The 23,748-nt window shown below is 53.1% G+C and carries 29 protein-coding genes; 22 read left to right on the plus strand and 7 right to left on the minus strand.

Features of this window, described 5'->3' with window-relative positions; all coding sequences use genetic code 11:
- Positions 1-1,299: 1,299 nt before the first annotated feature.
- Both ACR0AJ_RS11155 and ACR0AJ_RS11160 read left to right on the plus strand, forming a co-directional pair.
- Positions 1,300-1,932 carry a hypothetical protein gene (locus tag ACR0AJ_RS11155; RefSeq protein ID WP_170351595.1) on the plus strand — a complete coding sequence of 211 codons (633 nt, stop codon included), beginning with the start codon at positions 1,300-1,302 and terminating at the stop codon, positions 1,930-1,932.
- 74 nt (positions 1,933-2,006) lie between these two features.
- The gene (locus ACR0AJ_RS11160; RefSeq protein ID WP_170351593.1) at positions 2,007-2,255 is read left to right on the plus strand and encodes a ParB N-terminal domain-containing protein; all 249 of its coding nucleotides are present in this window, start codon (positions 2,007-2,009) and stop codon (positions 2,253-2,255) included.
- Positions 2,256-2,392: 137 nt separating this feature from the next.
- Here the strand turns inward: ACR0AJ_RS11160 and ACR0AJ_RS11165 are convergent, their stop codons facing one another.
- Both ACR0AJ_RS11165 and ACR0AJ_RS11170 read right to left on the minus strand, forming a co-directional pair.
- Complete coding sequence (locus ACR0AJ_RS11165) at positions 2,393-3,319, minus strand: DMT family transporter (RefSeq protein ID WP_170394367.1); 927 nt, start codon at positions 3,317-3,319, stop codon at positions 2,393-2,395.
- A 280-nt stretch (positions 3,320-3,599) separates the two neighbouring features.
- Positions 3,600-4,058 carry a MarR family winged helix-turn-helix transcriptional regulator gene (locus ACR0AJ_RS11170; RefSeq protein ID WP_170351589.1) on the minus strand — a complete coding sequence of 153 codons (459 nt, stop codon included), beginning with the start codon at positions 4,056-4,058 and terminating at the stop codon, positions 3,600-3,602.
- A 97-nt stretch (positions 4,059-4,155) separates the two neighbouring features.
- Between ACR0AJ_RS11170 and ACR0AJ_RS11175 the strand changes: the two genes are divergently transcribed.
- The 10 genes from ACR0AJ_RS11175 (at position 4,156) to ACR0AJ_RS11220 (ending at position 11,241) form a co-directional block, all read left to right on the plus strand.
- Positions 4,156-5,109, plus strand: coding sequence for a catalase (locus tag ACR0AJ_RS11175; protein WP_480740849.1), 954 nt, complete (start codon positions 4,156-4,158; stop codon positions 5,107-5,109).
- A 155-nt stretch (positions 5,110-5,264) separates the two neighbouring features.
- Positions 5,265-6,161, plus strand: a complete 897-nt coding sequence (locus tag ACR0AJ_RS11180) for a catalase (protein WP_480740851.1) — start codon at positions 5,265-5,267, stop codon at positions 6,159-6,161.
- A 105-nt stretch (positions 6,162-6,266) separates the two neighbouring features.
- Entirely contained in the window at positions 6,267-6,686 is a 420-nt protein-coding gene (locus ACR0AJ_RS11185; RefSeq protein WP_170362191.1) for a group III truncated hemoglobin, read from the plus strand.
- Positions 6,683-7,426: a DUF2189 domain-containing protein gene (locus ACR0AJ_RS11190; RefSeq protein WP_480648824.1), complete on the plus strand. Its 744-nt coding sequence runs from the start codon at positions 6,683-6,685 to the stop codon at positions 7,424-7,426. The genes ACR0AJ_RS11185 and ACR0AJ_RS11190 overlap by 4 nt, the downstream gene beginning before the upstream one ends.
- Entirely contained in the window at positions 7,423-7,713 is a 291-nt protein-coding gene (locus tag ACR0AJ_RS11195; protein WP_170362189.1) for a TehB-like domain-containing protein, read from the plus strand. The genes ACR0AJ_RS11190 and ACR0AJ_RS11195 overlap by 4 nt, the downstream gene beginning before the upstream one ends.
- Positions 7,703-9,325 carry a cytochrome-c oxidase, cbb3-type subunit I gene (gene ccoN / locus ACR0AJ_RS11200; RefSeq protein WP_170378519.1) on the plus strand — a complete coding sequence of 541 codons (1,623 nt, stop codon included), beginning with the start codon at positions 7,703-7,705 and terminating at the stop codon, positions 9,323-9,325. Before ACR0AJ_RS11195 ends, ccoN begins: the two co-directional genes overlap by 11 nt.
- A gap of 6 nt (positions 9,326-9,331) precedes the next feature.
- Positions 9,332-10,063 carry a cytochrome-c oxidase, cbb3-type subunit II gene (gene ccoO / locus ACR0AJ_RS11205; RefSeq protein WP_480664140.1) on the plus strand — a complete coding sequence of 244 codons (732 nt, stop codon included), beginning with the start codon at positions 9,332-9,334 and terminating at the stop codon, positions 10,061-10,063.
- The gene (locus ACR0AJ_RS11210) at positions 10,060-10,227 is read left to right on the plus strand and encodes a cbb3-type cytochrome c oxidase subunit 3 (protein ID WP_170351576.1); all 168 of its coding nucleotides are present in this window, start codon (positions 10,060-10,062) and stop codon (positions 10,225-10,227) included. Before ccoO ends, ACR0AJ_RS11210 begins: the two co-directional genes overlap by 4 nt.
- Positions 10,218-11,090, plus strand: a complete 873-nt coding sequence (gene ccoP, locus ACR0AJ_RS11215; RefSeq protein ID WP_480664142.1) for a cytochrome-c oxidase, cbb3-type subunit III — start codon at positions 10,218-10,220, stop codon at positions 11,088-11,090. The genes ACR0AJ_RS11210 and ccoP overlap by 10 nt, the downstream gene beginning before the upstream one ends.
- A 25-nt stretch (positions 11,091-11,115) precedes the next feature.
- Positions 11,116-11,241: a hypothetical protein gene (locus tag ACR0AJ_RS11220; protein ID WP_264187355.1), complete on the plus strand. Its 126-nt coding sequence runs from the start codon at positions 11,116-11,118 to the stop codon at positions 11,239-11,241.
- Positions 11,242-11,274: 33 nt separating this feature from the next.
- Here the strand turns inward: ACR0AJ_RS11220 and ACR0AJ_RS11225 are convergent, their stop codons facing one another.
- The gene (locus ACR0AJ_RS11225) at positions 11,275-11,739 is read right to left on the minus strand and encodes an RrF2 family transcriptional regulator (protein WP_170347428.1); all 465 of its coding nucleotides are present in this window, start codon (positions 11,737-11,739) and stop codon (positions 11,275-11,277) included.
- 106 nt (positions 11,740-11,845) lie between these two features.
- Here ACR0AJ_RS11225 and ACR0AJ_RS11230 point away from each other — a divergent pair, with 106 nt between their 5' ends.
- From ACR0AJ_RS11230 to ACR0AJ_RS11260, 7 genes are read left to right on the plus strand one after another with little or no spacing between them, the layout of a single operon-like run.
- Positions 11,846-12,355, plus strand: a complete 510-nt coding sequence (locus ACR0AJ_RS11230) for a cupredoxin domain-containing protein (protein WP_170378527.1) — start codon at positions 11,846-11,848, stop codon at positions 12,353-12,355.
- Positions 12,356-13,816, plus strand: coding sequence for a cbb3-type cytochrome c oxidase subunit I (locus ACR0AJ_RS11235; protein ID WP_170553489.1), 1,461 nt, complete (start codon positions 12,356-12,358; stop codon positions 13,814-13,816).
- Positions 13,816-14,415, plus strand: a complete 600-nt coding sequence (locus ACR0AJ_RS11240) for an SCO family protein (RefSeq protein WP_170351568.1) — start codon at positions 13,816-13,818, stop codon at positions 14,413-14,415. The genes ACR0AJ_RS11235 and ACR0AJ_RS11240 overlap by 1 nt, the downstream gene beginning before the upstream one ends.
- A complete protein-coding gene (locus tag ACR0AJ_RS11245; RefSeq protein WP_170351567.1) occupies positions 14,412-14,972 on the plus strand; it encodes a hypothetical protein in 561 nt (186 codons plus the stop codon). Before ACR0AJ_RS11240 ends, ACR0AJ_RS11245 begins: the two co-directional genes overlap by 4 nt.
- A gap of 6 nt (positions 14,973-14,978) precedes the next feature.
- Positions 14,979-15,794, plus strand: coding sequence for a formate/nitrite transporter family protein (locus tag ACR0AJ_RS11250; protein ID WP_425082637.1), 816 nt, complete (start codon positions 14,979-14,981; stop codon positions 15,792-15,794).
- A 13-nt stretch (positions 15,795-15,807) separates the two neighbouring features.
- Complete coding sequence (locus ACR0AJ_RS11255; RefSeq protein WP_480740853.1) at positions 15,808-16,335, plus strand: hypothetical protein; 528 nt, start codon at positions 15,808-15,810, stop codon at positions 16,333-16,335.
- Between the two features lie 39 nt (positions 16,336-16,374).
- Positions 16,375-16,740 carry a c-type cytochrome gene (locus ACR0AJ_RS11260; protein WP_480664152.1) on the plus strand — a complete coding sequence of 122 codons (366 nt, stop codon included), beginning with the start codon at positions 16,375-16,377 and terminating at the stop codon, positions 16,738-16,740.
- 85 nt (positions 16,741-16,825) lie between these two features.
- On the opposite strand, the gene ACR0AJ_RS11265 is transcribed toward ACR0AJ_RS11260, so the two are convergent.
- Complete coding sequence (locus tag ACR0AJ_RS11265) at positions 16,826-17,770, minus strand: hydrogen peroxide-inducible genes activator (RefSeq protein ID WP_480740855.1); 945 nt, start codon at positions 17,768-17,770, stop codon at positions 16,826-16,828.
- A gap of 96 nt (positions 17,771-17,866) precedes the next feature.
- Here ACR0AJ_RS11265 and ACR0AJ_RS11270 point away from each other — a divergent pair, with 96 nt between their 5' ends.
- Positions 17,867-19,327, plus strand: a complete 1,461-nt coding sequence (locus tag ACR0AJ_RS11270; RefSeq protein ID WP_480648805.1) for a catalase — start codon at positions 17,867-17,869, stop codon at positions 19,325-19,327.
- 169 nt (positions 19,328-19,496) lie between these two features.
- Here the strand turns inward: ACR0AJ_RS11270 and ACR0AJ_RS11275 are convergent, their stop codons facing one another.
- Both ACR0AJ_RS11275 and ACR0AJ_RS11280 read right to left on the minus strand, forming a co-directional pair.
- On the minus strand, positions 19,497-20,021 hold the full coding sequence (locus tag ACR0AJ_RS11275; protein WP_480648803.1) for a redoxin domain-containing protein: 525 nt from the start codon (positions 20,019-20,021) through the stop codon (positions 19,497-19,499).
- A 58-nt stretch (positions 20,022-20,079) separates the two neighbouring features.
- The gene (locus tag ACR0AJ_RS11280) at positions 20,080-20,829 is read right to left on the minus strand and encodes a hypothetical protein (RefSeq protein WP_480740857.1); all 750 of its coding nucleotides are present in this window, start codon (positions 20,827-20,829) and stop codon (positions 20,080-20,082) included.
- 86 nt (positions 20,830-20,915) lie between these two features.
- Here ACR0AJ_RS11280 and ACR0AJ_RS11285 point away from each other — a divergent pair, with 86 nt between their 5' ends.
- On the plus strand, positions 20,916-21,461 hold the full coding sequence (locus tag ACR0AJ_RS11285; RefSeq protein WP_480648799.1) for a MarR family winged helix-turn-helix transcriptional regulator: 546 nt from the start codon (positions 20,916-20,918) through the stop codon (positions 21,459-21,461).
- A complete protein-coding gene (locus ACR0AJ_RS11290) occupies positions 21,458-22,156 on the plus strand; it encodes an MOSC domain-containing protein (protein ID WP_480648797.1) in 699 nt (232 codons plus the stop codon). The genes ACR0AJ_RS11285 and ACR0AJ_RS11290 overlap by 4 nt, the downstream gene beginning before the upstream one ends.
- A gap of 463 nt (positions 22,157-22,619) precedes the next feature.
- Here ACR0AJ_RS11290 and ACR0AJ_RS11295 read toward each other — a convergent pair whose 3' ends face one another.
- The gene (locus tag ACR0AJ_RS11295) at positions 22,620-23,621 is read right to left on the minus strand and encodes a helix-turn-helix domain-containing protein (RefSeq protein WP_480648795.1); all 1,002 of its coding nucleotides are present in this window, start codon (positions 23,619-23,621) and stop codon (positions 22,620-22,622) included.
- Between the last annotated feature and the right edge of the window lie 127 nt (positions 23,622-23,748).

Raw genomic sequence — 23,748 nt, forward strand, 5'->3', positions numbered from 1 at the left:
GTAAGAACCACAAGAGTGCATTGGTGAAAATCACTCGTCGTCGCAATGCTGCCGACTTCGACGATCCAATGGCCTTCAAAATAGCTGTAGCATGTACCCCAGCTTAGGAACGGGTTCCGCTGGGGTGTTCGAAACGAACTCGTTACTCGCAAACGTTCGCAGTTGTTTCCTGATGTTTTTCAGACGACGAACGACACATGAAAGAAGGCAAAACATGAACAATACTTGGCTCATAAACTGCGTGTCTGATGCCCGATAGGCCCGACCCCAGGCACCGCTTTAACCTGACTTCAATCAAACGTACGCGCGATGTTTCGTGTTTGATCTTGACATTTTTCGTGTTGATTTCGGGAACGCAGCTTTCAGCTCAGGTCGCGCCTGCAACCTCTCAATTGGCAGGAAATTCTGGCGGATCGGTTTGTGACGAAGGTTACGAAAACAGGGGCGGATCGTGCCTAAAAGAAAACGTACCTGAAAACGCATATTCGACAGGCAACTCCTATGGCCAAGGCTGGGAGTGCAACCATGGTTTCCGGGGCGTCGGGGGCATTTGTGAGGAAATAGAAGTTCCTGATAATGCCTACCTCGTTTCTACGGGAGACCGCTGGAAATGCAATCGGTTGTTCCGGCGTGTCGGAGAGGAATGTGAAGAAGTGATTGCGCCGGAAAACGGATTCGTTGAAACCCGATTTGGCGTGCAGGAAACACATTGCAACTGGGGATTTCGCAAAGATGGCCTGGATTGTGTTACAATAGATGTCCCCCGAAACGGCCACCTAACCGACAAAAACAGCAAGGATGGCTGGGTGTGCCTCAGAGGATTTAGATCAGTAGAGAGTCGTTGCGAGCCTGTAGCCATTCCGGATCACGCATACCTTGCGTCTGACACCTATTCTGGGTGGAAATGCGAGCGTGGTTTCCGCGCAAGTCGAAACACGTGCATTGCAATCATCGTCCCATCAAATGCTCATTTGAATCGAAGAGGTGATGGGTGGGAATGCAATCAACCCTTTAAACGTCAGAATGATACATGTGCTGAAAACTTGCCGTGACAATGGGCCGTTGAAATTCACCGTCGCCCTGACAGAGTAGGAAGGATCAAACTGTGACTCTAGACTCGATTGACGAAAATCTGGGCAAAAGGCTCAATGCTGAAAGGGTTCGCCGCTTAACTTACGGCACCAAATTTTTTATCGCGTCAGTAGTTTTTGTAGCGGCGGTTGTCTTTGTAGTGTTTTTCTGATGCGCAATCGAACCCCTCAAGTCAGTCTTCAGAGCGCAAGGACGTCAGTTCTTGGTATGGAGCAGCGAGAATTTCAGGACCGCAGTGTTCGAGAGTCGCGAAATGCAGACGTATCCGGAGTTATTGAAGAAGAGTTCGGAAAATACCTGATAAAAGCCGGCCTTCTAAGCGGCAACAGCGTTGCACGGGCGTTCCCCAAGCCACCGGCTAAAACACAAACCATGATTGCTGACGCAGTTGGCGAAACACCGGCAATGGCTATCGAGGCGTTAAAGGAAATTCTTGAAGAACGTGACCGGAAACGCAGCGGTCAACGCCGTCTGGAAGGAAACTCCGGGACTCATGTTCCCAGCGAAAGAGAATACACAGAAGCATTGCGCCAAGTCCGGTTTACACCGGCGCAGGTTACGATGCTCAGAGCGCTGTCAATCGCAGGAAAGGAAGGTCTGACTGTTGGCCAGCTCTCTCAGGCAGCAGGCCACAAATCGCGCGGGGCATCCCTTAAGTCCTTCAAAAAAGTGGGGCTGTTAATCGCTGAATACCTTGATCTCGATCTTCCCGAAACCGGATCGGAAGAGAATGATGGCGCTGCTCAGATACTGGCGTTTTCTCATATTGAAAATGACGATGAACCAGCAACTTGGATCATGCATGAGGAACTGCGCGGCGCTGTTCGTTCGGAACTTTGATGTACGTACCAGCGCCCGCTGTCGAACGGGATTCCGAATCTGACCAAAAGCTCGAAAGGTTGCACAAGTAGTTTATGCTAGAGAAAAGACCATACCCGCTGGAATTGATCTACGTACCTGTAAAACGTGCAAAAACACTTGATCAGAATAAAGTTCTGACGCTTGCCGAAGATATATTGAAGAACGGTCAGAAGACCCCGATCCAATTGCGCGCCGACAGCAAGAGGTTCGTGTTGATCGAAGGTCTGCACCGATTAGAGGCCATTCGCGCCCTCGGTGGTGACACAATTGAAGCCTACCTGGTGCGTGGCAGATTGCACTGACAATTCCTTGGAACCGGCAACTTCCCGACCAGACCGGCCGAGTGCGGCTACGGCTATCAAATGGTCGGGAACGGCGGCTAAGGGCTCTATCTGCTTGTCCAAACTCTCCATAGAGAAAGTCGGCAACGAGACCAAAGCTACCTCTCAGGCTCCTTGCTGATCACGGTCGTCACAGTTCGAGTTGAGCGACTTTGAGTGAGAGCTATCGCGCCCAAAACCAGCGCGCAGGCCAGCGCCTGTGTACCCGTGATTACTTCACCGAATGCAAGAACGCCAACAGCAAACATCGTGGGTAGTTCAATACTTCCGACTACAGCAGTGCGCGCTGCCCCAATAATAGGCGAACAGATCGTGTAAATCAGTTGCGGAATTAGCGCCGTCACAAGGCCCAACCCGACAACTAGAACCCAGTCGTCCCCACCTTCTGGTAGAATTTCGCCGACCTCGGATGAAAGAATGAGAGGGGCAAGGCCAATGACCGACCCAAGCGAGACTGACGCCATTCTGGCTAAAGGCGCAATACGTGACAGGCGGTGCACGAGAACACATATGCCGAAGCCAAAACCGAAAGGTGCCGCTAATGAGACGAGAAGGATTGGAATTTGGTCCGGTGGCACAGATGCCGGAGAACCTGCGAATATCGCAGCAGCGACGATCAATCCAGCCGCAACAAAGCTGCGCCGCGTTGGTTGATCACCAAAAAGCGCCCATGCGATGGCAATCGTAAACACCGGATAGGTCATGTAGAGTACGCCAACCGTCGATGCAGGAACAGTCTCAAGAGCAGTAACATAGCCGACCCAGCCAAGACCCATCACTGCGCCCGCAACCATACCCCAGACGATTTCTCGCCACTTTGAGTGATGCATTACAAGTGCGGGCAAAAGGACAACCGCTGCCAAGATGTACCGATAAAAGGCAACCGCATAGGGAGCGAGACCCTGATCGGTGAGCCCACGGCTAAAATAGGGTACAAGGCCAAAACAGATGGATGCAAAAAGCACACCAACGACCGCAAGGGCATAGGGTATGGCGTTCCGCTTGGCTGAGGTTAGTTGGTTCATTGCTGACAACTAACACGCTATGCTGCGGTTGACATCGTCAAGACAAATGAACGGCAACTTTGTACGCGTTCGCGACCTGCTGCATGAGCGAAAGACCGAGGTGTGATCAAGGTCTGGTAAGGGCTCATCGCAGGTCCGCAATCGTTCTGTGAGCTTAAAGATCTAGCGATCAGTCTTGTGGCGAACATGGCAAAGAGCGAATGCTTGCTTGGAAGTCCTGGATAAATACCTGGAGAATATTAGAGAAAACCTGTGATGTCTTTCGCACTTCGATAACGGATTACTTGCTGGCGATCTTCTTGCAAATTCGGATGATGTCGTCTGCCTCATGTTGAGTAAGGCCAATTTGGGAAAAGACTTCAGATGATATCCCGCAGCTTTTTATCCAGATGCTGCGTCCTGTTTCAGTTAGAGTGACAATCTTCTGGCGCTCGTTCCCGTCCCGCGTCTCACGCCGTAACAGATCTTTTTCCTCAAGGCGCCGCAACAACGGCGTCATTGTCGCTCCGGATACGTCAAGCCGTTTTGCCAAAGTGGAAATGGAGACACCATCCTCTTCGGACAATGCCATCAAGACCAAATACTGGGTGTAAGTTAGTCCCTGGGCCTTCAGAAGTATCTGGTAAAGCTGCTCTATCTTGTGCGAGGCCGCGTAGACCGCAAAACACAACTGATTGTCTAGCCGAACATCTTCGTCGGTCTCAGGCTTTTTCGTCTTGGGCACGATGGCGACTTTCATTTTTGATCTCGGGCACCTTTTAGCATCTGAAGTTTTTACTTGCAAATAATTAAGGAGCTAAATATTAGCTAGCAAATAAATGCAAATGGAGGATGTAATGATCAGACGCAGCATTATAGCTATTGGCATTTCTGTGGTGGCGGCACCTGCCGTCGCAGAAGGTGACTTTGACTTTGAAAAGGGTTTCGCTGCCTTCGAAGACTTGTTTGGTGTGACTGAAGGTAAACGCCGCAATCACACCAAAGGATTTTGCGTTGAGGGCACGCTTACACCCTTAGACGAGACGATTGAAACGTACTCCAAGAGCACTTTGTTCACTAGTGAATCTTCGGTTATTGCTCGGGTGTCCCACAAGGGTGGTAAGGCGAATCCAGCAGACGACAAATACGGGCTACTTGGGCTATCGATGGAGATCACGACGCCGGATGATGACCTGCACGTGATTGCCATGAACACCGAACACTTCTTTCCGGTGCCGACGAGCGAAGCGTTCATCGAACTACTGCGTGCCAAGGCCGCTGGAGCGGAAGCAACCAAGGCGTTTGCAGCCGCCAATCCTTCATTGAAGACCTACAGTGAGTATCATGGCGCGTTGGATAAATCGCTTCGACCCCATGAGGGTACAACCTACTACAGCGTGAATTCTTTCCTCCTTGTAAATGACGGGGGTCAAGAAACTGCGATGCGATTCTATTTCCGCCCATCGGGGCAGGAGGATATCGTTGTTGACACTCACCCCGACTTCTTCATTGAAAACATGCAGGCCAATATCGCCAACGGGGGCGTGTCCTGGGACATGGTTATCGTTCTGGCTAACGCTGATGACAATGTCGAAGATCCCTCTGTTCAGTGGACCGGCGATCACACAGAAATCGTTGCTGCGCGTTTCACAGCGGATGCTGCGATGACTGAGACTGACGGGCAGTGTGACGAGATCAACTTTGACCCGCTGATCTTGAGCGACGGCTTTGCGCCATCCAATGATCCCATGTTGAAAGCACGATCGTTGATCTACGCACATGGTGTGGGAAAACGGCTGTCTGAAAAATAATAACTTCGAATCCACTGAATCAGCGGATCAATCGATTTCCTGTGATGCTTTGCGCTGCCGGAAATACGAATTCTCAATGAGCAAAATGCATGGGCAATAAAGCCATCTCAAAGAGGGTTTCCCGGCCTGCTCGATAACTGATCAAGGAGGGCGTCATGTCACAGGCAGTAAAGCTGATCGACGCATTGAATGGAACGTTTGGCCGTCACAATGGCTATCGCGCGTCACACGCAAAGGGGTTTACAGCACAGGGGCGTTTCTGTCCTGCTGCGGAGGAGCCGAGAGTTCAAATCCCGATGTTGAACAATGAATGCAAGGCTACGGCGCGCTTCTCCGTTGGGGGTGGAAAACCGGGCATCAGTGACAAAAGCCCTACGGTGCGCGGGATTGGGCTGGAGATCGGAAATGGATCAGACTCTTGGGTTCTGACGTTAATTTCGAACCCGGTTTTCTTTGCCAACTCTGCTGCACAATTCCGGGCTTTTCTTGCCGCTCGTATTCCTGATCCGGACACCGGTGCCCCGGATCCGAAGTTGGTAGAAGCCTTTAATGAGGCAAACCCCAACACGGTGCCACACCAACAATATCTTAGGTCTGTTGCACCCTGCCGTTGTTATTCGTCTGAACAATACCACTCTGGTCATGCTTATCGGTTTGATTGGAGTGGAAGGGAAATCTCTGCCCGAATTCTGCTGGAGCCGGAGGGTGGGCGTTTGGCATTGAGCAAGGAAGAGATGGAAACCCTCTCGGATGATTTCCTTCATGACAGGTTCCTGGAAAAGCTCTGCGATGGTCCCGCCCGTTGGTCGTTGAAGTTGGTGATCGCGAACGCCGCTGACAATGTGTCTGATCCGACTGTGCCTTGGAGTGGGACACATACCATGGTTGATCTTGGGACAATTCAGGTTGAGCTACCTGATGATCGTTCTGAAAGCACCAAAAAGGTGTTCGACCCAACCCGGATGCCTGAAGGAGTTAGGGCACCCCTGGATGATGTTTTTTCCCTGCGAAGTGGAGCTTACGCGGAATCTGCGGCAAGACGATCCGTCTGAGAGGCGGGTTGAATATCTGTGGGTACCAGTGTCTCCCTTTAATAGGTATTGACAATACCTATTAAAGGGGGCAGAAAACGGGAGCCCGAAATGGAGTAGATTCTGATGACAGCTGCGATGGTTGCCAAACCACAGATGTTTGAAATTTCCGCTGAGGAAATTGAGATATTGGTTTGCCGGTTTTACGCGCAGATAAGGGTGCATCCTGTATTGGGGCCCGTGTTCAATGAGGCCATTCAGGATTGGAAAGCGCACGAAGAAAAGATCGCTTCGTTCTGGCGCGGCGCGATCCTCAGGGAGCCCGGGTATTCCGGAAATCCAATGCAGGCTCATCTGGCGAATTCAGACATCCTTCCCGAGCATTTTCCCTTGTGGCTCGATCTGTTTGGCGAAACGGCACATCAGGTTCTGCAGCCAGATACCGCTCAAGCTTTTACTCATTTGACCAACCGGATCGGTAAAGGTTTGACCTTTGGGATCGAGAACTTTCGTCGCGAGGTGGGTGCCCCGCCGGTGTTGTCATGACCATATCGGTATATTCAAAAGCGCAGGTCATTACCGAGCCGCCAATCCAAGTCGTGAAACGTTGGTTGCGAGCGGGATGGCGCGATTTCAGAGCGAACCTTGAGTATTCGATATGTTACGGCATTGCGCTTGTTCTGTTGGGATGGGCATGTGTCGCGGGTCTTGTGTTTAGCGGTCAAGGTTGGGTTCTGCTGCCACTTTTGGCTGGTGGCGTGCTTGTTGGACCCATTGCCACCGTTGGTTTGTATTCGATCGCCAGCGGTGACACTGGACCAGCTGTCGCGAAAGGGCAGATTGCTCTGGTCGGCGCGATCCTCATGGTGTTTGCCCTGACTTGGATACGTGCCGCGACAGTCATGTTCGCCATTGTATATGGTCTGCGCCCGTTCTCTGGCTTCGCTGACACTCTGCTGCGGATGATCAGCACACCGTCGGGCTGGGCTTTATTAATCTCTGGATCTTTGATCGGCGGATTGTTTGCATCGTTGGGGTTCGCTGTCTCAGCCTTTTCGCTTCCGATGCTTGTAGACCGCAAGATTGATGGCTTCTCAGCCATGGGGCTGAGTTTTAATGCCACCACTCACAATTTTCGTCTTTGCCTGTATTGGGGCAGTGCGATTACCGCGCTGACTTTGTTGGGGATTTTAACGGGCCTGCTAGGGCTGGCCGTAGTTTTCCCTTTGCTGGGATACTCAACCTGGCATGCCTATGCAGAGCTTTTCCATGGAGACGCACAATGACAGAAGCCCTTCCAGAAGGCGTGGTGCACTATGCGACTTCGCAATTCACTCACGAAACTCTGCCAGAAAAATTGCGCAAGAATCACAGCACGAAAGCCGGTGTCTGGGGCCAATTGGCGGTGCAATCTGGCCAGCTGTTGCTGCGTCGGGACAACAAAGAAGACCTGGTGTTAGCTGCGGATGAAACGGCGGTCTTTGCGCCCCAGGAAATTCACTCTGTGAACCCCATGGGAGAGGTCGCATTGGAAGTGCGTTTCCACCGGCAGGAGCGGCCAGATGCTGAATAACAATACTGTCGAAAACGTTTTGGTCCTGTGTGCTCTTGTCATTGTTCTGATCGGCGGAGTGGCCATTCTTGGTTGGGGTGTACCTCTCGCCTATGTGCTGCATGGCTGGATGATCGCCATCTTCGCCGGTTGGGGGTTGATCTGGATGATCACCCGAATGAGTGAAGAAATCCGGGACATCCCGCTTGAGTATAATGACAAGGTCACGCGTTTCGGTGTCATAGCTGCGCTATTTTGGGCCTTGGTTGGTTTTACCGTCGGAGACATTCTAGCTTGGCAACTGGCCTTTCCGGCATTGAACGGGGATATTTTCTGGTCGAACTTTGGCCGGTTGCGTCCGGTACATACGTCTGCGGTAATCTTCGGATTTGGCGGCAATGCCCTTATCGCAACTTCGTTCTACGTGGTGCAGCGCACCTCGCGGGCAAGACTGGCCAGTGAATCGCTGCCTTGGATGGTCTTTTGGGGCTATAACCTTTTCATGGTCCTTGCGGCGACCGGCTACCCCTTGGGGATTACCCAATCCAAGGAATATGCGGAACCGGAATGGTACGCGGATCTTTTGTTGCTGGTTGTATGGGTAGGGTACCTCGCGCTTTACCTAAAGACCCTTTCGCGTCGGGCAGAGCCGCATATCTATGTGGCCAACTGGTACTATCTGGCTTTCATTGTCGTCATCGCGATGCTGCACACGGTGAACAACCTCTCGGTGCCCGTCTCCATCGCTTACCCCAAAAGCTACTCGCTTTTTTCCGGGACACAGGATGCCATGACTCAGTGGTGGTACGGGCATAACGCGGTTGGTTTCCTGCTTACGGCAGGGTTCTTAGGGATGCTCTATTACTTTCTGCCCAAAGCGGTGAACCGACCGATCTATTCATACCGCATGTCGATTGTGGGGTTCTGGGGGATCACTTTTCTCTACCTTTGGGCCGGATCGCATCACCTGCATTATACAGCCCTGCCTGATTGGGTTCAGTACCTTGGTATGACCATGTCGATCATTTTGCTGGTTCCCAGCTGGGCCTCTGTGTTCAACGGCATTCTTACGATCAACGGGGCTTGGGATAAAGTTCGGACGGACCCGGCGGTCCGGTTCATGATGGTCGCAATTCTGTTCTATGGGCTGTCGACATTTGAAGGTTCGTTCATGGCGATCCGCCCGGTAAACTCGCTAAGCCACTATACCGACTGGACGGTTGGGCACGTTCATGCCGGCGCGTTGGGTTGGGTCGCTTTCATCACCTTTGGTGCCTTGTACAAACTGGTGCCCTGGATATGGAAGCGGGACGGCGTATATTCCTTGCGGCTGGAGGCCTGGCACTTCTGGCTCGCCCTGAGCGGAACGCTGATTTACGTCGGCGCGATGTGGAACAGCGGCATCACGCAATCGCTGATGTGGCAGACCTATGATGCGGACGGCGCTTTCCTCTATTCCTTCCTCGACAGTGTGATCGCGATGCATCCTTACTATGTCGCCCGCGCGATTGGGGGGCTGTTGTATCTGATCGGAGCCTGCATCGGTGCATACAATATTTACATGACTGTAAGTGGGCCGAAGAAGGCCCAAACCCGGGAAGCCGGACCATTGGTCCAGCTGCCAGCGGAGTAAGTCCCAATGAGCACTCAGCACCAAAAACTCGAACGCCATTCACTTGGGTTTGCAATGGCAATCCTGATGGTTGCATCGATCGGTGGCATTGTCGAAATCGCGCCGTTGTTCACGATCGAAAACACAGTGGAAAAGGTCGAAGGCATGCGGCCCTACACGCCGCTGGAACTTGCCGGGCGCGATATCTATGTACGCGAGGGCTGCTATGCCTGCCACAGCCAGATGATCCGCACCCTGCGGTCGGATATCGAACGCTATGGACATTACAGTCTGGCTGCCGAAAGCATGTATGACCATCCGTTTCAATGGGGCTCGAAACGTACAGGGCCGGACTTGGCGCGCATTGGTGGCAAATACTCTGACGCATGGCATGTGGCGCATTTGGAGGCGCCGCGAGACCTCGTCGAGGGGTCAATCATGCCGGGATATGCGTATTTGTCCGAGACGCGTCTTGCGACTGGACATTTACCTGCCTCGCTGAAAGCCCTCAGCCGGGCTGGTGTGCCCTATACGGACACCCAGATCGAAAACGCCGAAAAGGACGCCGCATGGCAGGCGGATGCTGAGCAGTACTTTGAAGGAGAGTTGCAGGCAAGTTACGGTGAAAACGTTCAGGTTCGGGATTATGACGGGCAACCGGGCAGGCTGACGGAAATGGATGCCCTTGTAGCCTATCTTCAGGTTCTTGGCACATTGGCCGATCTGGATTCGTTAAACCTTGAGGAGGTTCAGCGATGACACATGATACGGTTCTCGTATTCTCCAAGACTTGGGGCGCAATCTACCTGCTGGCCGTCTTTTTAGCTGCAGCTGTTTGGACCTATTGGCCCTCGCGCCGGAAGGTTTACGACGATGCCGCCCAATCCCCACTCGACAGCCGGGAGGATCAGCCATGTCGATGAAGGAAAAGGATCCCGTTTCCGGCACCGATCTGACTGGCCACGAATGGGACGGTATCAAAGAGTTGGATACACCTGTTCCCTGGGCTGCCCGATGGGCGCTTTGGATCAGTATCATCATAGCAGCGCTGTATTGGGTGTTTTACCCATCTTTCCCGAGTGTGCGTTACTACGCGAAGGGGATGCTTGGCTATTCCTCGCGTGCAGAAGTTGCGACGGCACTTCAACAGGCGGATGCGAGTCGAGAAATGACATTTGCGCCTTTCGCGTCCGGGGATATCGAGAAACTGGCCGCCGATCCGACGCTTGAGGCGCGATATGGCGGGTCGATTTCCAAGCTTTACGCCGACAACTGTGCGGCTTGTCACCGGAATGATCTGAAAGGGCAGGCTGGCTTTCCCAACCTGGTGGACCGTCATTGGCTATGGTCAGGCACGCCGGAAGAGATAGAGGCGACCATTCGATATGGAATCAATGCGCAGCATGACGATACACGGATCGCACAGATGCTTGCCTTTGGTGCGGATGGCATGATCGAAAATCAACAGGTTGAGGAAGTCACGGAATTTGTCTTGTTCCTCTCTGGACAGCAGCATGATGCGACGGCGGCCGAAGCCGGTAAATTGGTTTTTGAAGAAAACTGCGCGGCCTGCCACGGAGATGACGGCCGCGGGGGCTACGAGATCGGCGCGCCAGATTTGGGCGATGAAAGTTGGATCTATGGGGGCGACCGGGACGCCATCTATCACAGCATCCATTTTGGCCGACGGGGGGTGATGCCGGCGTGGGACGGACGTTTGAGTGACGCTCAGATCCGAATGCTGACACTGTACTTACTCTGGAATGCAGAAGATGTACCAAGCTGAAGAGAATCCACGATTCCGAAGGGCAATGTACCTGATGATAATGGTCCTGTTGGCCGGCTACATCGGGTTCAAGGCATGGCACCTGTCGATGGCATTCGAGGCCTGGGAAGGGCAGGCGATTGAGGGTGCCGTGCCTGGTGCAGCTAAATGAAAATCGTGGTTTTATACGATTTCAATTTGCGTATTAATGATCTGAAGCCAGCGCATGACTAACTTCTAGCGCTCGGATCAGGTTTTTCATTCCGCGATTTCCTTCCAAAACATCCTGCAATGTCTTGCTGTCCAAGGCAGTAAAAAACGCCTCCTGAGCTTCAGTCAGGATTGGTAGCAACCCACAGGCAGGCGTCATCACACAACAGCCGCCGTCTTCTTTCATACACTCAACCAAAGGGGTGCCGCGTTCGGATTTTCGCAGCAGGCCGCCAATCGAGATCGCATTGGGAGGCAAGGCCATTCGCATTCCTCCGTTGCGTCCACGAACGGATTCTACGTAGCCCTCGTGTGTGAGCCACTGGGAGATCTTGGCCAGGTGATTGAAGGGCAAGTTTTGCATCGCCGCAATCTCGCGGGTCGACATCAACCCCTCTTCGTGGGTGGCAAGATGGATCAGGATGCGCAAGGCATAGTCGGAAAACTTGGTAATTTGCATAGTTATATCTCTCATAAAAAATAGGCTTTGAAAATGCCTATTTTGTTGACATCTTTTTCTGATCTTTATAATAGGTATTTAAAATGCTTAATAAAGGAGGTGGCTCATGCAGCCTGTTGTACTTTTGATCTCGCTGATCCTGATGGCAGCGCTGTCACTTGTCTTCTGGAAGGCCGCGCGCGCCTCGAACGGGGCGGAAGCAGGACCCAATGCCAACTCGAAGCGTGCGGGCTTGATCTGGGCAATGACGATTGTTGGAGTAATCGTGGCAGTCGGTTCATTGCGACCATGGCCGCACGCTTTGGCCAGTACAGATGATGCCATCACCGTTTCCATCACCAGCGGGCAGTGGTGGTGGGATATCGACACAGTTGAGATCCCTGTGGGAACGCCCATCAATTTTAGCGCCACGACCGAAGATGTTACCCACGGATTGGGCATTTACACTTCAGACCTCCGCCTTCTGACGCAGGTCCAAGTGATCCCCGGTTACACAACCGAAGTTTCTTACACGTTCGATGAACCCGGCACTTACCAAGTCCTGTGCATGGAGTTCTGCGGGGTGGCGCATCAGGACATGGTCAACGAATTCGAAGTCGTCGCGGTGGAGGAATAAATGAGCGCTGTATCTGAACTTGTCGCGGAAAAATCAGTCGTCACTGAACCCCAGGCTGAGGCAGTCAAGCTTACCATGATCCTCTCAGGCGCGGTCTTTGCCTTGATGATGGTCTTTGGTCTGATCATGCGTGCTGCGCAGGGCCAATGGATCGAAGTGGATCCGGCTTTGTTTTATCAGTTGCTGACGGCCCATGGCGCCGGAATGGTTGGTACAGCTGCACTGTCTGGCGCCGCAATCATGTGGTATTTTTGCGGGCGTCATATCGTTCTGACAGCTGGAATCTTTTGGGCTTTCCTTGCTTTGTTTCTGCTGGGCGTCGTCCTGATCTTCGGCTCGATCTTCATCGGCGGATATGGCGGCGCATGGACATTCCTGTTTCCCTTGCCCGCGATGTCAGGCGGAGCGTGGGAAGCGGGCGCGGCTGCTGCGTTCATGCTTGGATATGTTTCGATCGGCGTTGGCTTTCTGCTGTATTATCTGGAGCTCGGTCGTCAGATTCATGCCCGTTATGGCAGCCTTTTGCGCGCCCTGGGCTGGAACCTGATCCTAGGGCGAGAGGACAAAAATCCTCCGCCGCCAACAATCATCGCGGCGGCGGCCGTGACTATTTTCAATTCGATCGGGATAATCCTAGGTGCCGCGGTGTTGGTGGCGAGCCTTGTCCACCTGCTGGTGCCGGGTTTTGAAGTAAACGCGCTGTTGGCCAAGAACCTGATCTATTTCTTTGGCCACGTTTTCATCAATGCCTCAATCTACATGGCCGTCACTGCGGTGTATGAAATCCTGCCGGAATACACCGGCAAACCGTGGAAATCGAACCGTCTGTTTGCGATTGCCTGGAATGCAGTTCTGATCTTCGTGATGGCTGTTTACTGGCACCATCTGCTTCAGGATGTGGTGATGCCACCCTGGATGCTGGTGGTCGGGCAACTGGTCTCATACTTCAGCGGCATTCCCCTCATCGCGGTCACGGCATTCTCTACGTTCCTCTATGTGCGAGGTTCGAAAATGACCTGGGATCTGACGTCCTCACTGCTGGTTCTGTCCGTGGCAGGCTGGTCGGTCGGCTCAATCCCCGCGTCAATCGACGGGATGATCAGTGTGAACAAAGTGATGCACAATACAATGTGGGTCCCGGGGCATTTCCACACCTACCTGCTGCTGGGCGAAGTGGCGATGGCCTTTGGGTTCATGGCCTGGCTGGTCCGAGGCAAAACCATCGCCCAGATGAGCGGGTTGGACCGGGTCGCTTTTGTGACCTACCTCGCAGGCGCCGCTGGGTTTGTGACGGTGTTTCTCTTCTCTGGTGCGGCTTCGATCCCGCGTCGCTGGGCAGTGCACTACGAAGAATGGCTGACCCACGACCGCATTGGCACCTTGTTCGGCGTGCTGGTCGTGTTGGGAACATTGCTCTTTGTTCTGCGCTTTGTGCTGCGTTTTGGGCGGAGTGACAGCTGATGATTGCGCGCGCTCTTCCCTCGGTTCTGGTCGCGAGCATCGGCTTGGGAACTCTCTGGCATGCCACAGATGGAGGGCAGGCTTTCACCAGCGAAGCCGCTCGGAGATTGGACGTGGTGCACGCACCGCGTCCAGTTCCAGCCCTGCAACTGGAAGACATGTCAGGTCAGTTGATGCCCCTGTTGCCGCAAGGGGAGGAGGTGGTTTTGGTCGAGTTCATCTACACCGTGTGCGGCGACATCTGCCAGATTGCAGGCGCAGACTTTGCCGAGGTCCGAGATCAATTGGAACAGCGTGGAGAGCCCGTCCGGATGATCTCGGTCAGTTTTGATCCTAAGCGAGACACGCCCGAGCAGATGACGATTTACGGGGAAGCCCATGAGGCGGACGGAAAAATGTGGACCGTCGCGCGGCCGAGGCCAGAAGAGTTGCCGGCATTGTTGAAGCTTTTTGACGTGACTGTCATTCCCGATGAATGGGGCGGGTTTCAGCACAATGCCGCAATCCATGTGATTGAAAGCGACGGCCGCTTTTCGGCGGTGTTTGACACCGATGCGATCGACGATGTTCTGACCCATTTGGAGGAGCGCAGCTCATGAAGTTGCTTGGTTTGGCCTTCCTGGCTTCTGCCGAGGCCGTTGCACTTCGCTATGCGGTTGTTGAAAGTCCGATCCAGCATGTCCTGGTGCAGATGCCATTGTTGGTTCTGGCCGGGGTGTTGTTGGCTTGGAACAGGCAGGTCCGGCGTGAATGGGCTGTTCCGTTGCTACTTGTGGCCTTGACCGTATTTCTGTTCTGGATGCTGCCTAGAAACGTTGATTGGGCGCTAACGCCGACAGGGGAACTTACTAAATATCTGAGCTTGCCCTTACTGTTGGGGGCACCGCTGAGATTGTCCTGGCCTTGGTTGGGCCCAGTGCTGCGCGGATTTCTGAAGGCGAATGCGCTGTCGATGCTGGGTGTGCTGGGTTTTCTGTATACGCATGCGCCGGTCAGGATTTGCAACTCCTACCTGGTCTCGGCTCAGAAGGATCTGGGCATGGCCTTTCTCTACCTCGCGGCATGCTTGGCCTGTCTCTGGGCTATCCCGATCCTGTTTGGAAATCCAAGTGGCCAAAGGTCGAACGCGACCGGCTGCGCAAGCTGTGGAGTGTAATACGAAATGACCTATGCTGACACAGTCATTGGGTTCGCAGAACTGGCGCAAGAGAAAGGCGTCAACCTGCGTGCAGATCCAATTGCCTTTCTGATCCTCGCTTTAAAAGCCGGGGCGTTTGTTGGGGCGGGCATCTTGCTGATCTTTTCTGTTGGGCAGGGTGCGGATCCATCCATCCGTCCCATCGTCATGGGGGCCAGCTTCGGTATCGCCTTGACCCTTGTGGTTTTTGCAGGGGCCGAGCTGTTCACTGGTCACACCATGTACATGACGCACGGATTGCTGGCCAAAAGTACTGCTTGGTGGGATGTGCTGCGCTGCTGGTTGGTCAGTTGGGCAGGAAATCTGATCGGGGCCATATTGCTGGCGTTGCTGTTCGTCGCAGGCGGTGGTGGACTTATCTTAGGGGCAGGCGAAGAGGCTTTGCTTTATAAGGTGGCCATCAAGAAGATGCACGGCACCGAGTTGGAGCTGTTCGCCAAAGCGATCCTGTGCAATTGGCTGGTATGTCTTGCCTTGTGGTGTTCGGCGCGCGCAAAAGACGACGTTACAAAATGCATCGTCATCTTCTGGTGTCTTTATGCATTTATTGCTGCGGGGTTTGAACACAGCGTTGCGAACATGACCGTGTTTTCACTGGCGCTGATTTCAGATCACCCCGACAGCATCACCCTGGCCGGAGCCGCCCACAATTTGACGTATGTCACCTTGGGCAACGCATTCGCCGGTGCCGGGATCATGGGCTACGGCTACTGGCGAGCGGCTTCTAAACCCACGGTCAGGGGCGCCGCAACACACGCGTCAACCAAACACCCTGTCTAGTGAGGGCGCGATCATGAGCGTGACACAACCTGTCAAAATCTCTGTCTCAAAAAACCGACTGTCCCATGCCGAGCCTCTTTTTGAGGCCGCCCGCATTGCACTGATTGCGACTATCTCTGTTTGGATGGGCGCCGCAGTTGGCGGTAACTTGATAGCGGCTCCGGCCAAGTTCCAAGCCCCGTCATTGACATTGCTGGTCGCCTTGGACGTTGGGCGGATGCAATTCCTGTGGATTGGCGTATTCGAGGCGTTTTGCACGCTACTGATTGCAGTTCTTCTTCTGTCGTTCCGGCAGAAACCGTCGTTGTCATTAATTGTCGCGCTCTGCGTGTTCGGATTTCAAAGGCTTTGGCTCCTTCCTTTGCTGAACGCGCGGACGCTTTTGATCATCGCGGGTCAACCAGTCGAGGACAGTTCATTGCATCTGCTCTACGTCGCGTCTGAATTTCTGAAGATCGGTTTTCTTTTTTGGGCTGGCATTCGGGAAATGAGAAGCCTGTTCCGAAAAGCAAGACCGACTGCAGTTTCGGTCCAAACCTGAATTCTCAACTATCTGCAATCAAAAGGAAGGGATGATCTCATGCGAGGTAATCTTGTGGCTGTAACAATAGCGCTGGCGGGTGCTCAAAGCGTTGCCGCAGAAGGCGACGCGGCGGCAGGCGAAAAAGTTTTCAAAAAATGTGCCGCATGTCATGCAGTTGACGAAGGTAAGAAAAAAGTGGGCCCAACGATGTTTGGTGTTTGGGGCCGAGAAGCTGGCGCTGTTGATGGTTACAAATACTCAACAGCGATGGGGGAAGCCGGATTTGTTTGGGATGAAGAACACTTATCCGGGTTCCTAGCGTCTCCCAAAAAGTACCTCCCGGGCACGAAGATGTCCTTTCCCGGAATAAAGAAACCGGAGCAAATCTCAGACCTGCTGGCCTATCTAGAATCCCTGCAGTGAAAGACCAACGGCGTTTCTTTGATGATGACTTGCACGCTTGCCCTCAAAGAAACGCTAAATTGCCTTCTCCGTGGTTGGTCAGGCTCTAAGCTTTTCCGTTCAAATACCGCGCCATTTCCGGGGCAGCCATAAGGGTCTGAATGAAAGTCCCGAAATGTTCAAGCGATCCCGTGCGTGGGTCACTGTCGCGCCATGCCAGCCTGATAGAACGGCCAAACACCCCATCCGCAATGGGATGTGTTGTTGCTAGGCCGCCGAAACGATCGGGGCCACTCACAGACAATGCCGGAAAAAGCGCGCAACCCTCTCCCAGCGCGACCATTTGCCGGAGCATCTCAAGACTGCTGGCCACTCTTTGTCCTGGTCGGTCAATCCGGTCGCAAAACGCAACGGTCTGATCCCGTAGACAGTGTTCTTGAGAAAGTAGAACGAGCTGTGAGGATAAAACCTTGGACCAACGAACCTTTTCATTGGGTTTGAGATCCAGATCCTTGGGGCAGGCAAAAACAAATGGTTCATGAAACAGCTCAAGCGCACTTAGTGCAGGCTGTTTCGGGTTAGTTGCGATCAGCGCAGCGTCCAGCGCCCGATTGGTAAGCATCTCTTCTAGAACATGCGTGGGTTCTTCGAATAGTGACAGTCTTAACTTGGGATAAGCCGATTTGAGAGACTTTAAGATGAGCGGGAGCAGGTATGGCCCAAGCGTTGGAAGCACTCCAAATTTTAGTTTACCTTCCAGATTGTCACTCAGGCTCAGCGACAATTCCAACAGTTCTCGAGCCTCTGTCAGAAGGGTTTCTGCTTTTTGTAGAACTATCCGGCCATTTTGGGTCAAAGAGACATGCCGTCCCTGACGTTCGAAAATCGAGAATCCAAGTCGGGCCTCTAGCTTCAATACCTGTTGGCTGATTGCAGGTTGTGAAACCCCACAGATATCAGCTGCTCGGCCAAAATGACCTTCTTCGGCAATGCTTTGAATATACTCAAGATCTCTGAGTGAAAGACCGGCAACCGAGGTTCTTCTTGCCATGCATCACCTCTGATTATCGATCGGATAATTTATATAAGTTGGAGTAATTTGGCGGTTTTCGGTTTTGTCCTGCCAATACCAACTCAGGAGATTGACATGACCAGCAAACCGAAACTGACCACCGCATTTGGCGCGCCAGTGCCCGACAACCAAAACACTCTGACGGCGGGGCCGCGTGGTCCTGCGCTGCTTCAGGATGTTTGGTTTCTCGAGAAGATGGCTCATTTTGATCGCGAAGTGATCCCCGAACGCCGGATGCATGCCAAAGGGTCCGGCGCTTACGGTATATTCACTGTGACCCACGACATCACCCGCTATACACGCGCCAAATTGTTCTCTGATATTGGTAAGAAGACGGATCTTTTCCTGCGCTTCTCGACCGTTGCAGGGGAACGCGGCGCAGCGGACGCGGAACGGGACATTCGCGGCTTTGCAGTCAAGTTTTACACCGAGGAAGGTAACTGGGATCTGGTGGGCAATAACACTCCAGTGTTTTTCCTTCGCGACCCATTGAAGTTTCCCGATCTTAACCACGCGGTCAAACGCGATCCGCGGACCAACATGCGCAGTGCGGATAACAACTGGGACTTCTGGACCAGCCTTCCCGAAGCTTTGCTTCAGGTGACGATTGTTATGTCTGATCGCGGCATTCCCGCAACCTACCGGCACATGCACGGCTTTGGCAGCCACACATTTAGCTTTATCAATTCGGACAGCGAACGGTTCTGGGTCAAATTCCATTTCAAAACCCAGCAGGGGATCAAAAACCTTACCGACGAAGAAGCCGCGCAAATCATCTCTGGTGACCGTGAAAGCCATCAGCGTGATCTTTATGATGCTATCGAAGACGGTGATTTTCCCAAATGGGTGCTCTACGTCCAAGTCATGCCAGAAAAGGATGCGGGTACATACCACCTCAACCCATTTGATCTGACCAAGGTATGGCCGCATGGGGACTATCCGCTGATTGAGGTTGGCGAGCTGGAATTGAACCGCAACCCCGAGAACTACTTTGCCGAAGTGGAACAGGCGGCCTTTGCGCCTTCTACAATTGTACCTGGTATCAGCTTTTCGCCGGACAAAATGTTGCAGGGACGTCTGTTTTCCTATGGCGACACTCAGCGGTATCGGTTGGGTGTCAACCATTCCCAGATCCCGGTGAATGCGCCGCGTTGCCCGTATCATTCCTACCATCGTGATGGAGCGATGAGGGTCGACGGCAATGCCGGATCTCGGATTGGCTATGAACCCAATATGCATGGCGAATGGTCCGAGCAACCGGATTTCTCTGAACCACCTTTGTCCATCGAAGGTGCTGCGGATCATTGGAACCACCGCGAGGATGATGACTATTTCTCGCAAGCCGGTGATTTGTTCCGCCTGATGACGCCGGAGCAGCAAAAAGTGTTGTTCGCAAACACTGCCCGCGCGATTGGCGCTGCAAGGAAGGAGATTCAGATCCGTCACATATCGAACTGTCTCAAGGCCGATCCTGGTTATGGTGCCGGTGTGGCAAGCGCGCTTGGTTTGAGCATCGAGCGTGTAGACCGGGCATAAAAACAATTGGCAAGTCCCCGATCTTTTGGGACTTGCCTTACGCTGTGGGTTGTTGGGTAGCGAGCACCGTATGGTGTTTTTGGGCTTTTCGTCGCCGTGTAAGACAAAACTACGGTTTGGCGATGGCGCTTGGAAAAAACGATTTCCATATGTGGGCACCTTGGCCCGATCACACATTGCAGCTACCTGGTTCGCATTCGCTTTGATCAACAGTGACGGTGCCGCCTTTGGTCGACACGACCTCCTGTGTCAGAAGACTGCCAATCTCGGACCCCAATTGAAGTTCCGAAACCTGACCAAGGTGATGCGCAACGATCTGCCTCGCCTGATCTAAAAGGACAAGGCTTGGTGTGCCGCGCATGCCAAAGCGAGACATCGTGTTTGGCAACGGTCCTGCGCCCTGTTTGTCCACGCCGACAGGGAACGTGATGCGATATTCATGCAGGAAAGCTTGCAAAGACACCGGTGTCATAGCGTTGTGATGCTCGAACACGGTGTGCAGGCCAATTACGGCTACCTTCTCTTCAGGAAACGTCCTCTGAATCGACTGCGCCAAGGGAATACCGTGCAGGACACATCCTGGGCAAAGCATTTGAAAGGCCTCAATGACGACAACCCGTCCTTTTAGGTTTTCTAGGGTTAGGGGCGTGTCTGTGTTGAACCATTCCGTGACGTCTAACTCTGGTGCTTGCATTTTCTTTGTCCTCAGTAGCAGGCAGCCGCCGTGGGTTCGGCGGCTGCGCAATCGAATATTAGTGAATCTTGCCCGGCAGGCTCAGTTCGCCAGATGCGACGTCAAAAACATCTGTGACGCACAGCAAGGGAGCATGGATATTAGCGTTCACACGCAAGGCCGAAGTGACGCCATCGTAACCGACACCTTCCAGTTCGACGTCGCTGGCGAAGCCTGCGTTCACCGAGATTTCGGGCCCGTCGAACAGCGGTGTAAACCCTGGGCTGTCCAGAAAGATCGGGAATCCAGGCCATGTCGCAGGTAGCTTGGGTGTGGAACCTTCGGGGATGTCACGTACGGCAAGCGCGTCGGGTCCGCACGCTTCGGTCGGGGTCAACACAACCCAATGGCTGTGCCATTCGATGCCGTCATTGGCCGGATCTCCGTCGCCGTTCTCGTCAAAAAGCGGTGTGTCATCAAAATCTGGATGACTGGTTGCGGCCATTGCAAGGATGCCTGTGCCGGCTTCAAACCCAACGGCCGAAGGGTCCAAAGACGTAGGCCAGACATATGACCAGACGTCTGAACCACCGACCTCTCCGGTTGCCGCCGGAACCGAGGCACCAGCCGATCCATTCGTGGTCATGTGAAAAGTGACCGTGTTTCCATTACGGTGCGCGTGCGCGGCCAGAATGTCAAAATCCGCGACTTTACTGGCGTCAGCAGAAGATATGATCGCGCCATCCTGATGAATGGCATGGTTCCCATCAGCAAGAGCTGTGCTGCCGATGAGCAGAGCCAAAGTAGAAGTGAGCGTTGAAAGTTTCATAGATGCCTCCAATTAAAAGATAGCGAGTCGCTACTATAGTGAGAAATACATTGCAACTATAATTTCGAGTCGCTACTAAAAGTGTTATGAACTCAGATCATCGCATACGCACACTGATCAACCGTCTGGCCCGGATTGATGCTTCCGAAGGATGGGCGGGAGATCTGAACCCGACTCAGAGGATGGCGCTCGAGTACCTCGCTGAGGCGAACATGTTCTCGCGCTCGCCGTCGCATGTCGCAGAGTACATCGGTACAACCCGTGGAACGATGTCACAGACGCTCAAGGCTTTGGCACGCAAAGGCTATGTAGAAGAGCACCGGAAAGAACACGATCAGCGGTCGATTTCCTACGAACTCACAAAAGAAGGGGCCGAGATCGTACGTCAGCCAAATCCTGTTGCTCAGGCAATTGGAGATATGCCTGCAGAAAACCTAGCCTTACTTGAGCAGGGGCTGATGCAAGGCCTCAGTCTGGCTTTGGCCGCAAATGGAGGCCGATCCTTCGGCCAGTGCAAATCCTGCACTCATCATGACGACACGACAAACAGCGGTTTTTGCAAGTTATTGGGCGTCTCATTGGAACCCGGCGAAAAAGACAAGATCTGCATTGAGCACGAGGAAGCCAGATGAACCATCCTGAACTGTCGGCAAACATCGACGGCATTTTCCTTGGAGCCATCAGAGATCGCTGGGAAGGCAAACCGCCTTCGGCCATTCAGAAAGTTCGGGTGAACGGCCGGCAGGTTGTTACCTCGCTCGGTTTTGCAGGCGATGCGCAGGCGGATTTGACCGTACACGGTGGTAAAGACAAAGCCATCCATCATTATGCACTTGATCACTATTCAGCCTGGCAAGCAGAGGGCCTAATGGCACCCGGCACAATACCAGCGGCGTTTGGCGAGAACATTTCAACAACGGGGCTGACCGAGGAAAACCTCTGCATTGGGGACATCCTGTCGCTCGGGACGGCGGTGGTTCAAATTAGCCAGGGGCGGCAGCCATGCTGGAAACTTGGGCTACATACCGGGCGCAAGGAAATGCCGTACCAGTTTCAGAAGACGGGCCGAACCGGATGGTACTATCGTGTACTCGAGCCTGGCGAAGTTGGCGCCGGTGATCGGATCACCTTGTCTGAAAGGCCAAATCCCAATTGGTCTGTATTGGCTGTTACACGCGCACGGTTGACTCGTCGCATTCTGCCGGAAGATGCCGAGGCTTTGTCTCAGATGGAAGAACTTGCTGAGGGTTGGCGACAAGCTTTCCGCCGAATGGCTGAAGGCAACGCCAAGGAGGATACATCGGCAAGGCTTGGAGGCTCAGGGTAAGACACCCAACGCGCGTTCTGTCGCGACGTAATTTCCTTGATCTTACTAACCTTCTCAATTCCATGACAGTCAAATCCCCGTTTGTCAGTCGCTGGGTGGGGCAGGTAAAAAATGAGACATCAACTCCAGCACCGATGAAATGCCATTAACCGCTTTGGGCCAGAAATGCTTGACGTTTGGGGCAAAATTGAATGACGTGATTTGAGCATTTTTTGAGGTTTTGACTGTCGATTGAGTCAAATATCACTGACGTTCCACATCTCCTGTTGAACGTCACACGAACCTGACCCAACCGTCACAGTTGGACCAGAAACTAGGTGAACGTTCGACATCAGAAGGCGCCCCCGACGTTGGACATCAGTTGAATTTGACCTTTGCGTTATCAACTAACACGCCGCCTCCATTTCATACTCCCGCAGACAGTTTGGTTTGATCTGACTTCCCTTTCGGAACATCAGAGCCGCTACTTTTTCCGGAAAGCAGTCGGTGTCATTCCGGTCTGGCCACGAAAAAAGCGAGTGAAGTGGGACTTGTCGGAATAACCGAGCATCAAACCAATCTCCGCAATTGTCATCTGGCCTTCTTTGAGGTGCTCCTTGGCGACATCGACACGCAGTCGTTTGACTTCGCGTGGGAGCGTTGTGCCTTGCCGCTGAAGCGCTTTCAAAAACCGTTCCGGCTGTATTCCCAGTAATCCCGCCATCGCCTCCGGCCCCAAATCGGTTTCATCTAGTTTGTCGCGTAATACAGATCGCAAAGCAGCTACCACTGTTACTTCTTCATCTTGTCCCTGTGAGGCGATGGGCTTGGCAGGGCCCTCAGAGACATGGTGCAAAAACAACCATTCCACAGGAAAACTAATTTGCATTCCGGGATCGGTCCCAAGGCCAACCTCGATCCCTTTGTAGTTGATAGGCAGACCGTTGATGTATCTGCTTTCCCATCGTACACGGGAAGAATCCCAGGCATCTCCGACGACGGTCTGAAATAGGCGTACGTAGATTGCCGCACCAAATCCGGTCACCTGAATGGGTGGGACAGTAGGCTCTTGTTGCCTCTCGATACGATAAGTCGCTTTGTCCGCTTCAACGACAAGGCTATGCCGCACAGAATTGGACTCCTGCGGTACAAGTCCGACGAAACGGGTAAAGAACTCGAACAGCGTCTCGGTCGATTGCAGGGCCTGAGCGAATGGAGGCCACTGATGCAAGTCAAACGTCTCTCCGACATTCAGGCCAAGATATCGATCCCCTGACACTTCTGAGAAGGAATTCAGCAATCCATAGACCAACTCAGAGTGAACGAACACGGATGGGTCAGACAACAGTTCGGCTTTCAAGCCGACCTGATCCAGTGCTGGTTGCGGATTGATCTTACGTTCGGTGAGATATTGCAGGAACGGAGCAGCTAAGGAGAGGCGAATAAAGCCTTCGCTATGCTCTTGAGAGGTGGAGTTGAAAGGCAAGCTCGTCACCCTCGTTTGGACTAGATTTACAATGTGGCCATTTTTGCAGTCACATTCGAACATCCTAATGCGAAACTGGCAACCTAGGCAAAGATTTCCGGGCTACAGTTGGCAAAACATGAATATG

This window comes from Ruegeria sp. CJ9 (assembly GCF_056536625.1).

Excerpts from the sequence above, each read along its gene's own strand:
- ACR0AJ_RS11185 (WP_170362191.1), top strand. The coding sequence starts at position 6,267 with ATGACAGCTGCGATGGTTGCCAAACCACAGATGTTTGAAATTTCCGCT.
- ACR0AJ_RS11245 (WP_170351567.1), top strand. The coding sequence starts at position 14,412 with ATGAAGTTGCTTGGTTTGGCCTTCCTGGCTTCTGCCGAGGCCGTTGCA.
- ACR0AJ_RS11175 (WP_480740849.1), top strand. The coding sequence starts at position 4,156 with ATGATCAGACGCAGCATTATAGCTATTGGCATTTCTGTGGTGGCGGCA.
- ACR0AJ_RS11265 (WP_480740855.1), bottom strand. The coding sequence starts at position 17,770 with ATGGCAAGAAGAACCTCGGTTGCCGGTCTTTCACTCAGAGATCTTGAG.
- ACR0AJ_RS11290 (WP_480648797.1), top strand. The coding sequence starts at position 21,458 with ATGAACCATCCTGAACTGTCGGCAAACATCGACGGCATTTTCCTTGGA.
- ACR0AJ_RS11275 (WP_480648803.1), bottom strand. The coding sequence starts at position 20,021 with ATGCAAGCACCAGAGTTAGACGTCACGGAATGGTTCAACACAGACACG.
- ACR0AJ_RS11160 (WP_170351593.1), top strand. The coding sequence starts at position 2,007 with ATGCTAGAGAAAAGACCATACCCGCTGGAATTGATCTACGTACCTGTA.
- ACR0AJ_RS11250 (WP_425082637.1), top strand. The coding sequence starts at position 14,979 with ATGACCTATGCTGACACAGTCATTGGGTTCGCAGAACTGGCGCAAGAG.
- ACR0AJ_RS11230 (WP_170378527.1), top strand. The coding sequence starts at position 11,846 with ATGCAGCCTGTTGTACTTTTGATCTCGCTGATCCTGATGGCAGCGCTG.
- ACR0AJ_RS11260 (WP_480664152.1), top strand. The coding sequence starts at position 16,375 with ATGCGAGGTAATCTTGTGGCTGTAACAATAGCGCTGGCGGGTGCTCAA.
- ACR0AJ_RS11255 (WP_480740853.1), top strand. The coding sequence starts at position 15,808 with ATGAGCGTGACACAACCTGTCAAAATCTCTGTCTCAAAAAACCGACTG.
- ACR0AJ_RS11225 (WP_170347428.1), bottom strand. The coding sequence starts at position 11,739 with ATGCAAATTACCAAGTTTTCCGACTATGCCTTGCGCATCCTGATCCAT.
- ACR0AJ_RS11285 (WP_480648799.1), top strand. The coding sequence starts at position 20,916 with ATGAACTCAGATCATCGCATACGCACACTGATCAACCGTCTGGCCCGG.
- ACR0AJ_RS11235 (WP_170553489.1), top strand. The coding sequence starts at position 12,356 with ATGAGCGCTGTATCTGAACTTGTCGCGGAAAAATCAGTCGTCACTGAA.
- ACR0AJ_RS11180 (WP_480740851.1), top strand. The coding sequence starts at position 5,265 with ATGTCACAGGCAGTAAAGCTGATCGACGCATTGAATGGAACGTTTGGC.
- ACR0AJ_RS11220 (WP_264187355.1), top strand. The coding sequence starts at position 11,116 with ATGTACCTGATGATAATGGTCCTGTTGGCCGGCTACATCGGGTTCAAG.
- ACR0AJ_RS11240 (WP_170351568.1), top strand. The coding sequence starts at position 13,816 with ATGATTGCGCGCGCTCTTCCCTCGGTTCTGGTCGCGAGCATCGGCTTG.
- ccoP (WP_480664142.1), top strand. The coding sequence starts at position 10,218 with ATGTCGATGAAGGAAAAGGATCCCGTTTCCGGCACCGATCTGACTGGC.
- ACR0AJ_RS11190 (WP_480648824.1), top strand. The coding sequence starts at position 6,683 with ATGACCATATCGGTATATTCAAAAGCGCAGGTCATTACCGAGCCGCCA.
- ACR0AJ_RS11210 (WP_170351576.1), top strand. The coding sequence starts at position 10,060 with ATGACACATGATACGGTTCTCGTATTCTCCAAGACTTGGGGCGCAATC.
- ACR0AJ_RS11195 (WP_170362189.1), top strand. The coding sequence starts at position 7,423 with ATGACAGAAGCCCTTCCAGAAGGCGTGGTGCACTATGCGACTTCGCAA.
- ACR0AJ_RS11280 (WP_480740857.1), bottom strand. The coding sequence starts at position 20,829 with ATGAAACTTTCAACGCTCACTTCTACTTTGGCTCTGCTCATCGGCAGC.
- ccoN (WP_170378519.1), top strand. The coding sequence starts at position 7,703 with ATGCTGAATAACAATACTGTCGAAAACGTTTTGGTCCTGTGTGCTCTT.
- ACR0AJ_RS11170 (WP_170351589.1), bottom strand. The coding sequence starts at position 4,058 with ATGAAAGTCGCCATCGTGCCCAAGACGAAAAAGCCTGAGACCGACGAA.
- ACR0AJ_RS11155 (WP_170351595.1), top strand. The coding sequence starts at position 1,300 with ATGGAGCAGCGAGAATTTCAGGACCGCAGTGTTCGAGAGTCGCGAAAT.
- ACR0AJ_RS11270 (WP_480648805.1), top strand. The coding sequence starts at position 17,867 with ATGACCAGCAAACCGAAACTGACCACCGCATTTGGCGCGCCAGTGCCC.
- ACR0AJ_RS11165 (WP_170394367.1), bottom strand. The coding sequence starts at position 3,319 with ATGAACCAACTAACCTCAGCCAAGCGGAACGCCATACCCTATGCCCTT.
- ccoO (WP_480664140.1), top strand. The coding sequence starts at position 9,332 with ATGAGCACTCAGCACCAAAAACTCGAACGCCATTCACTTGGGTTTGCA.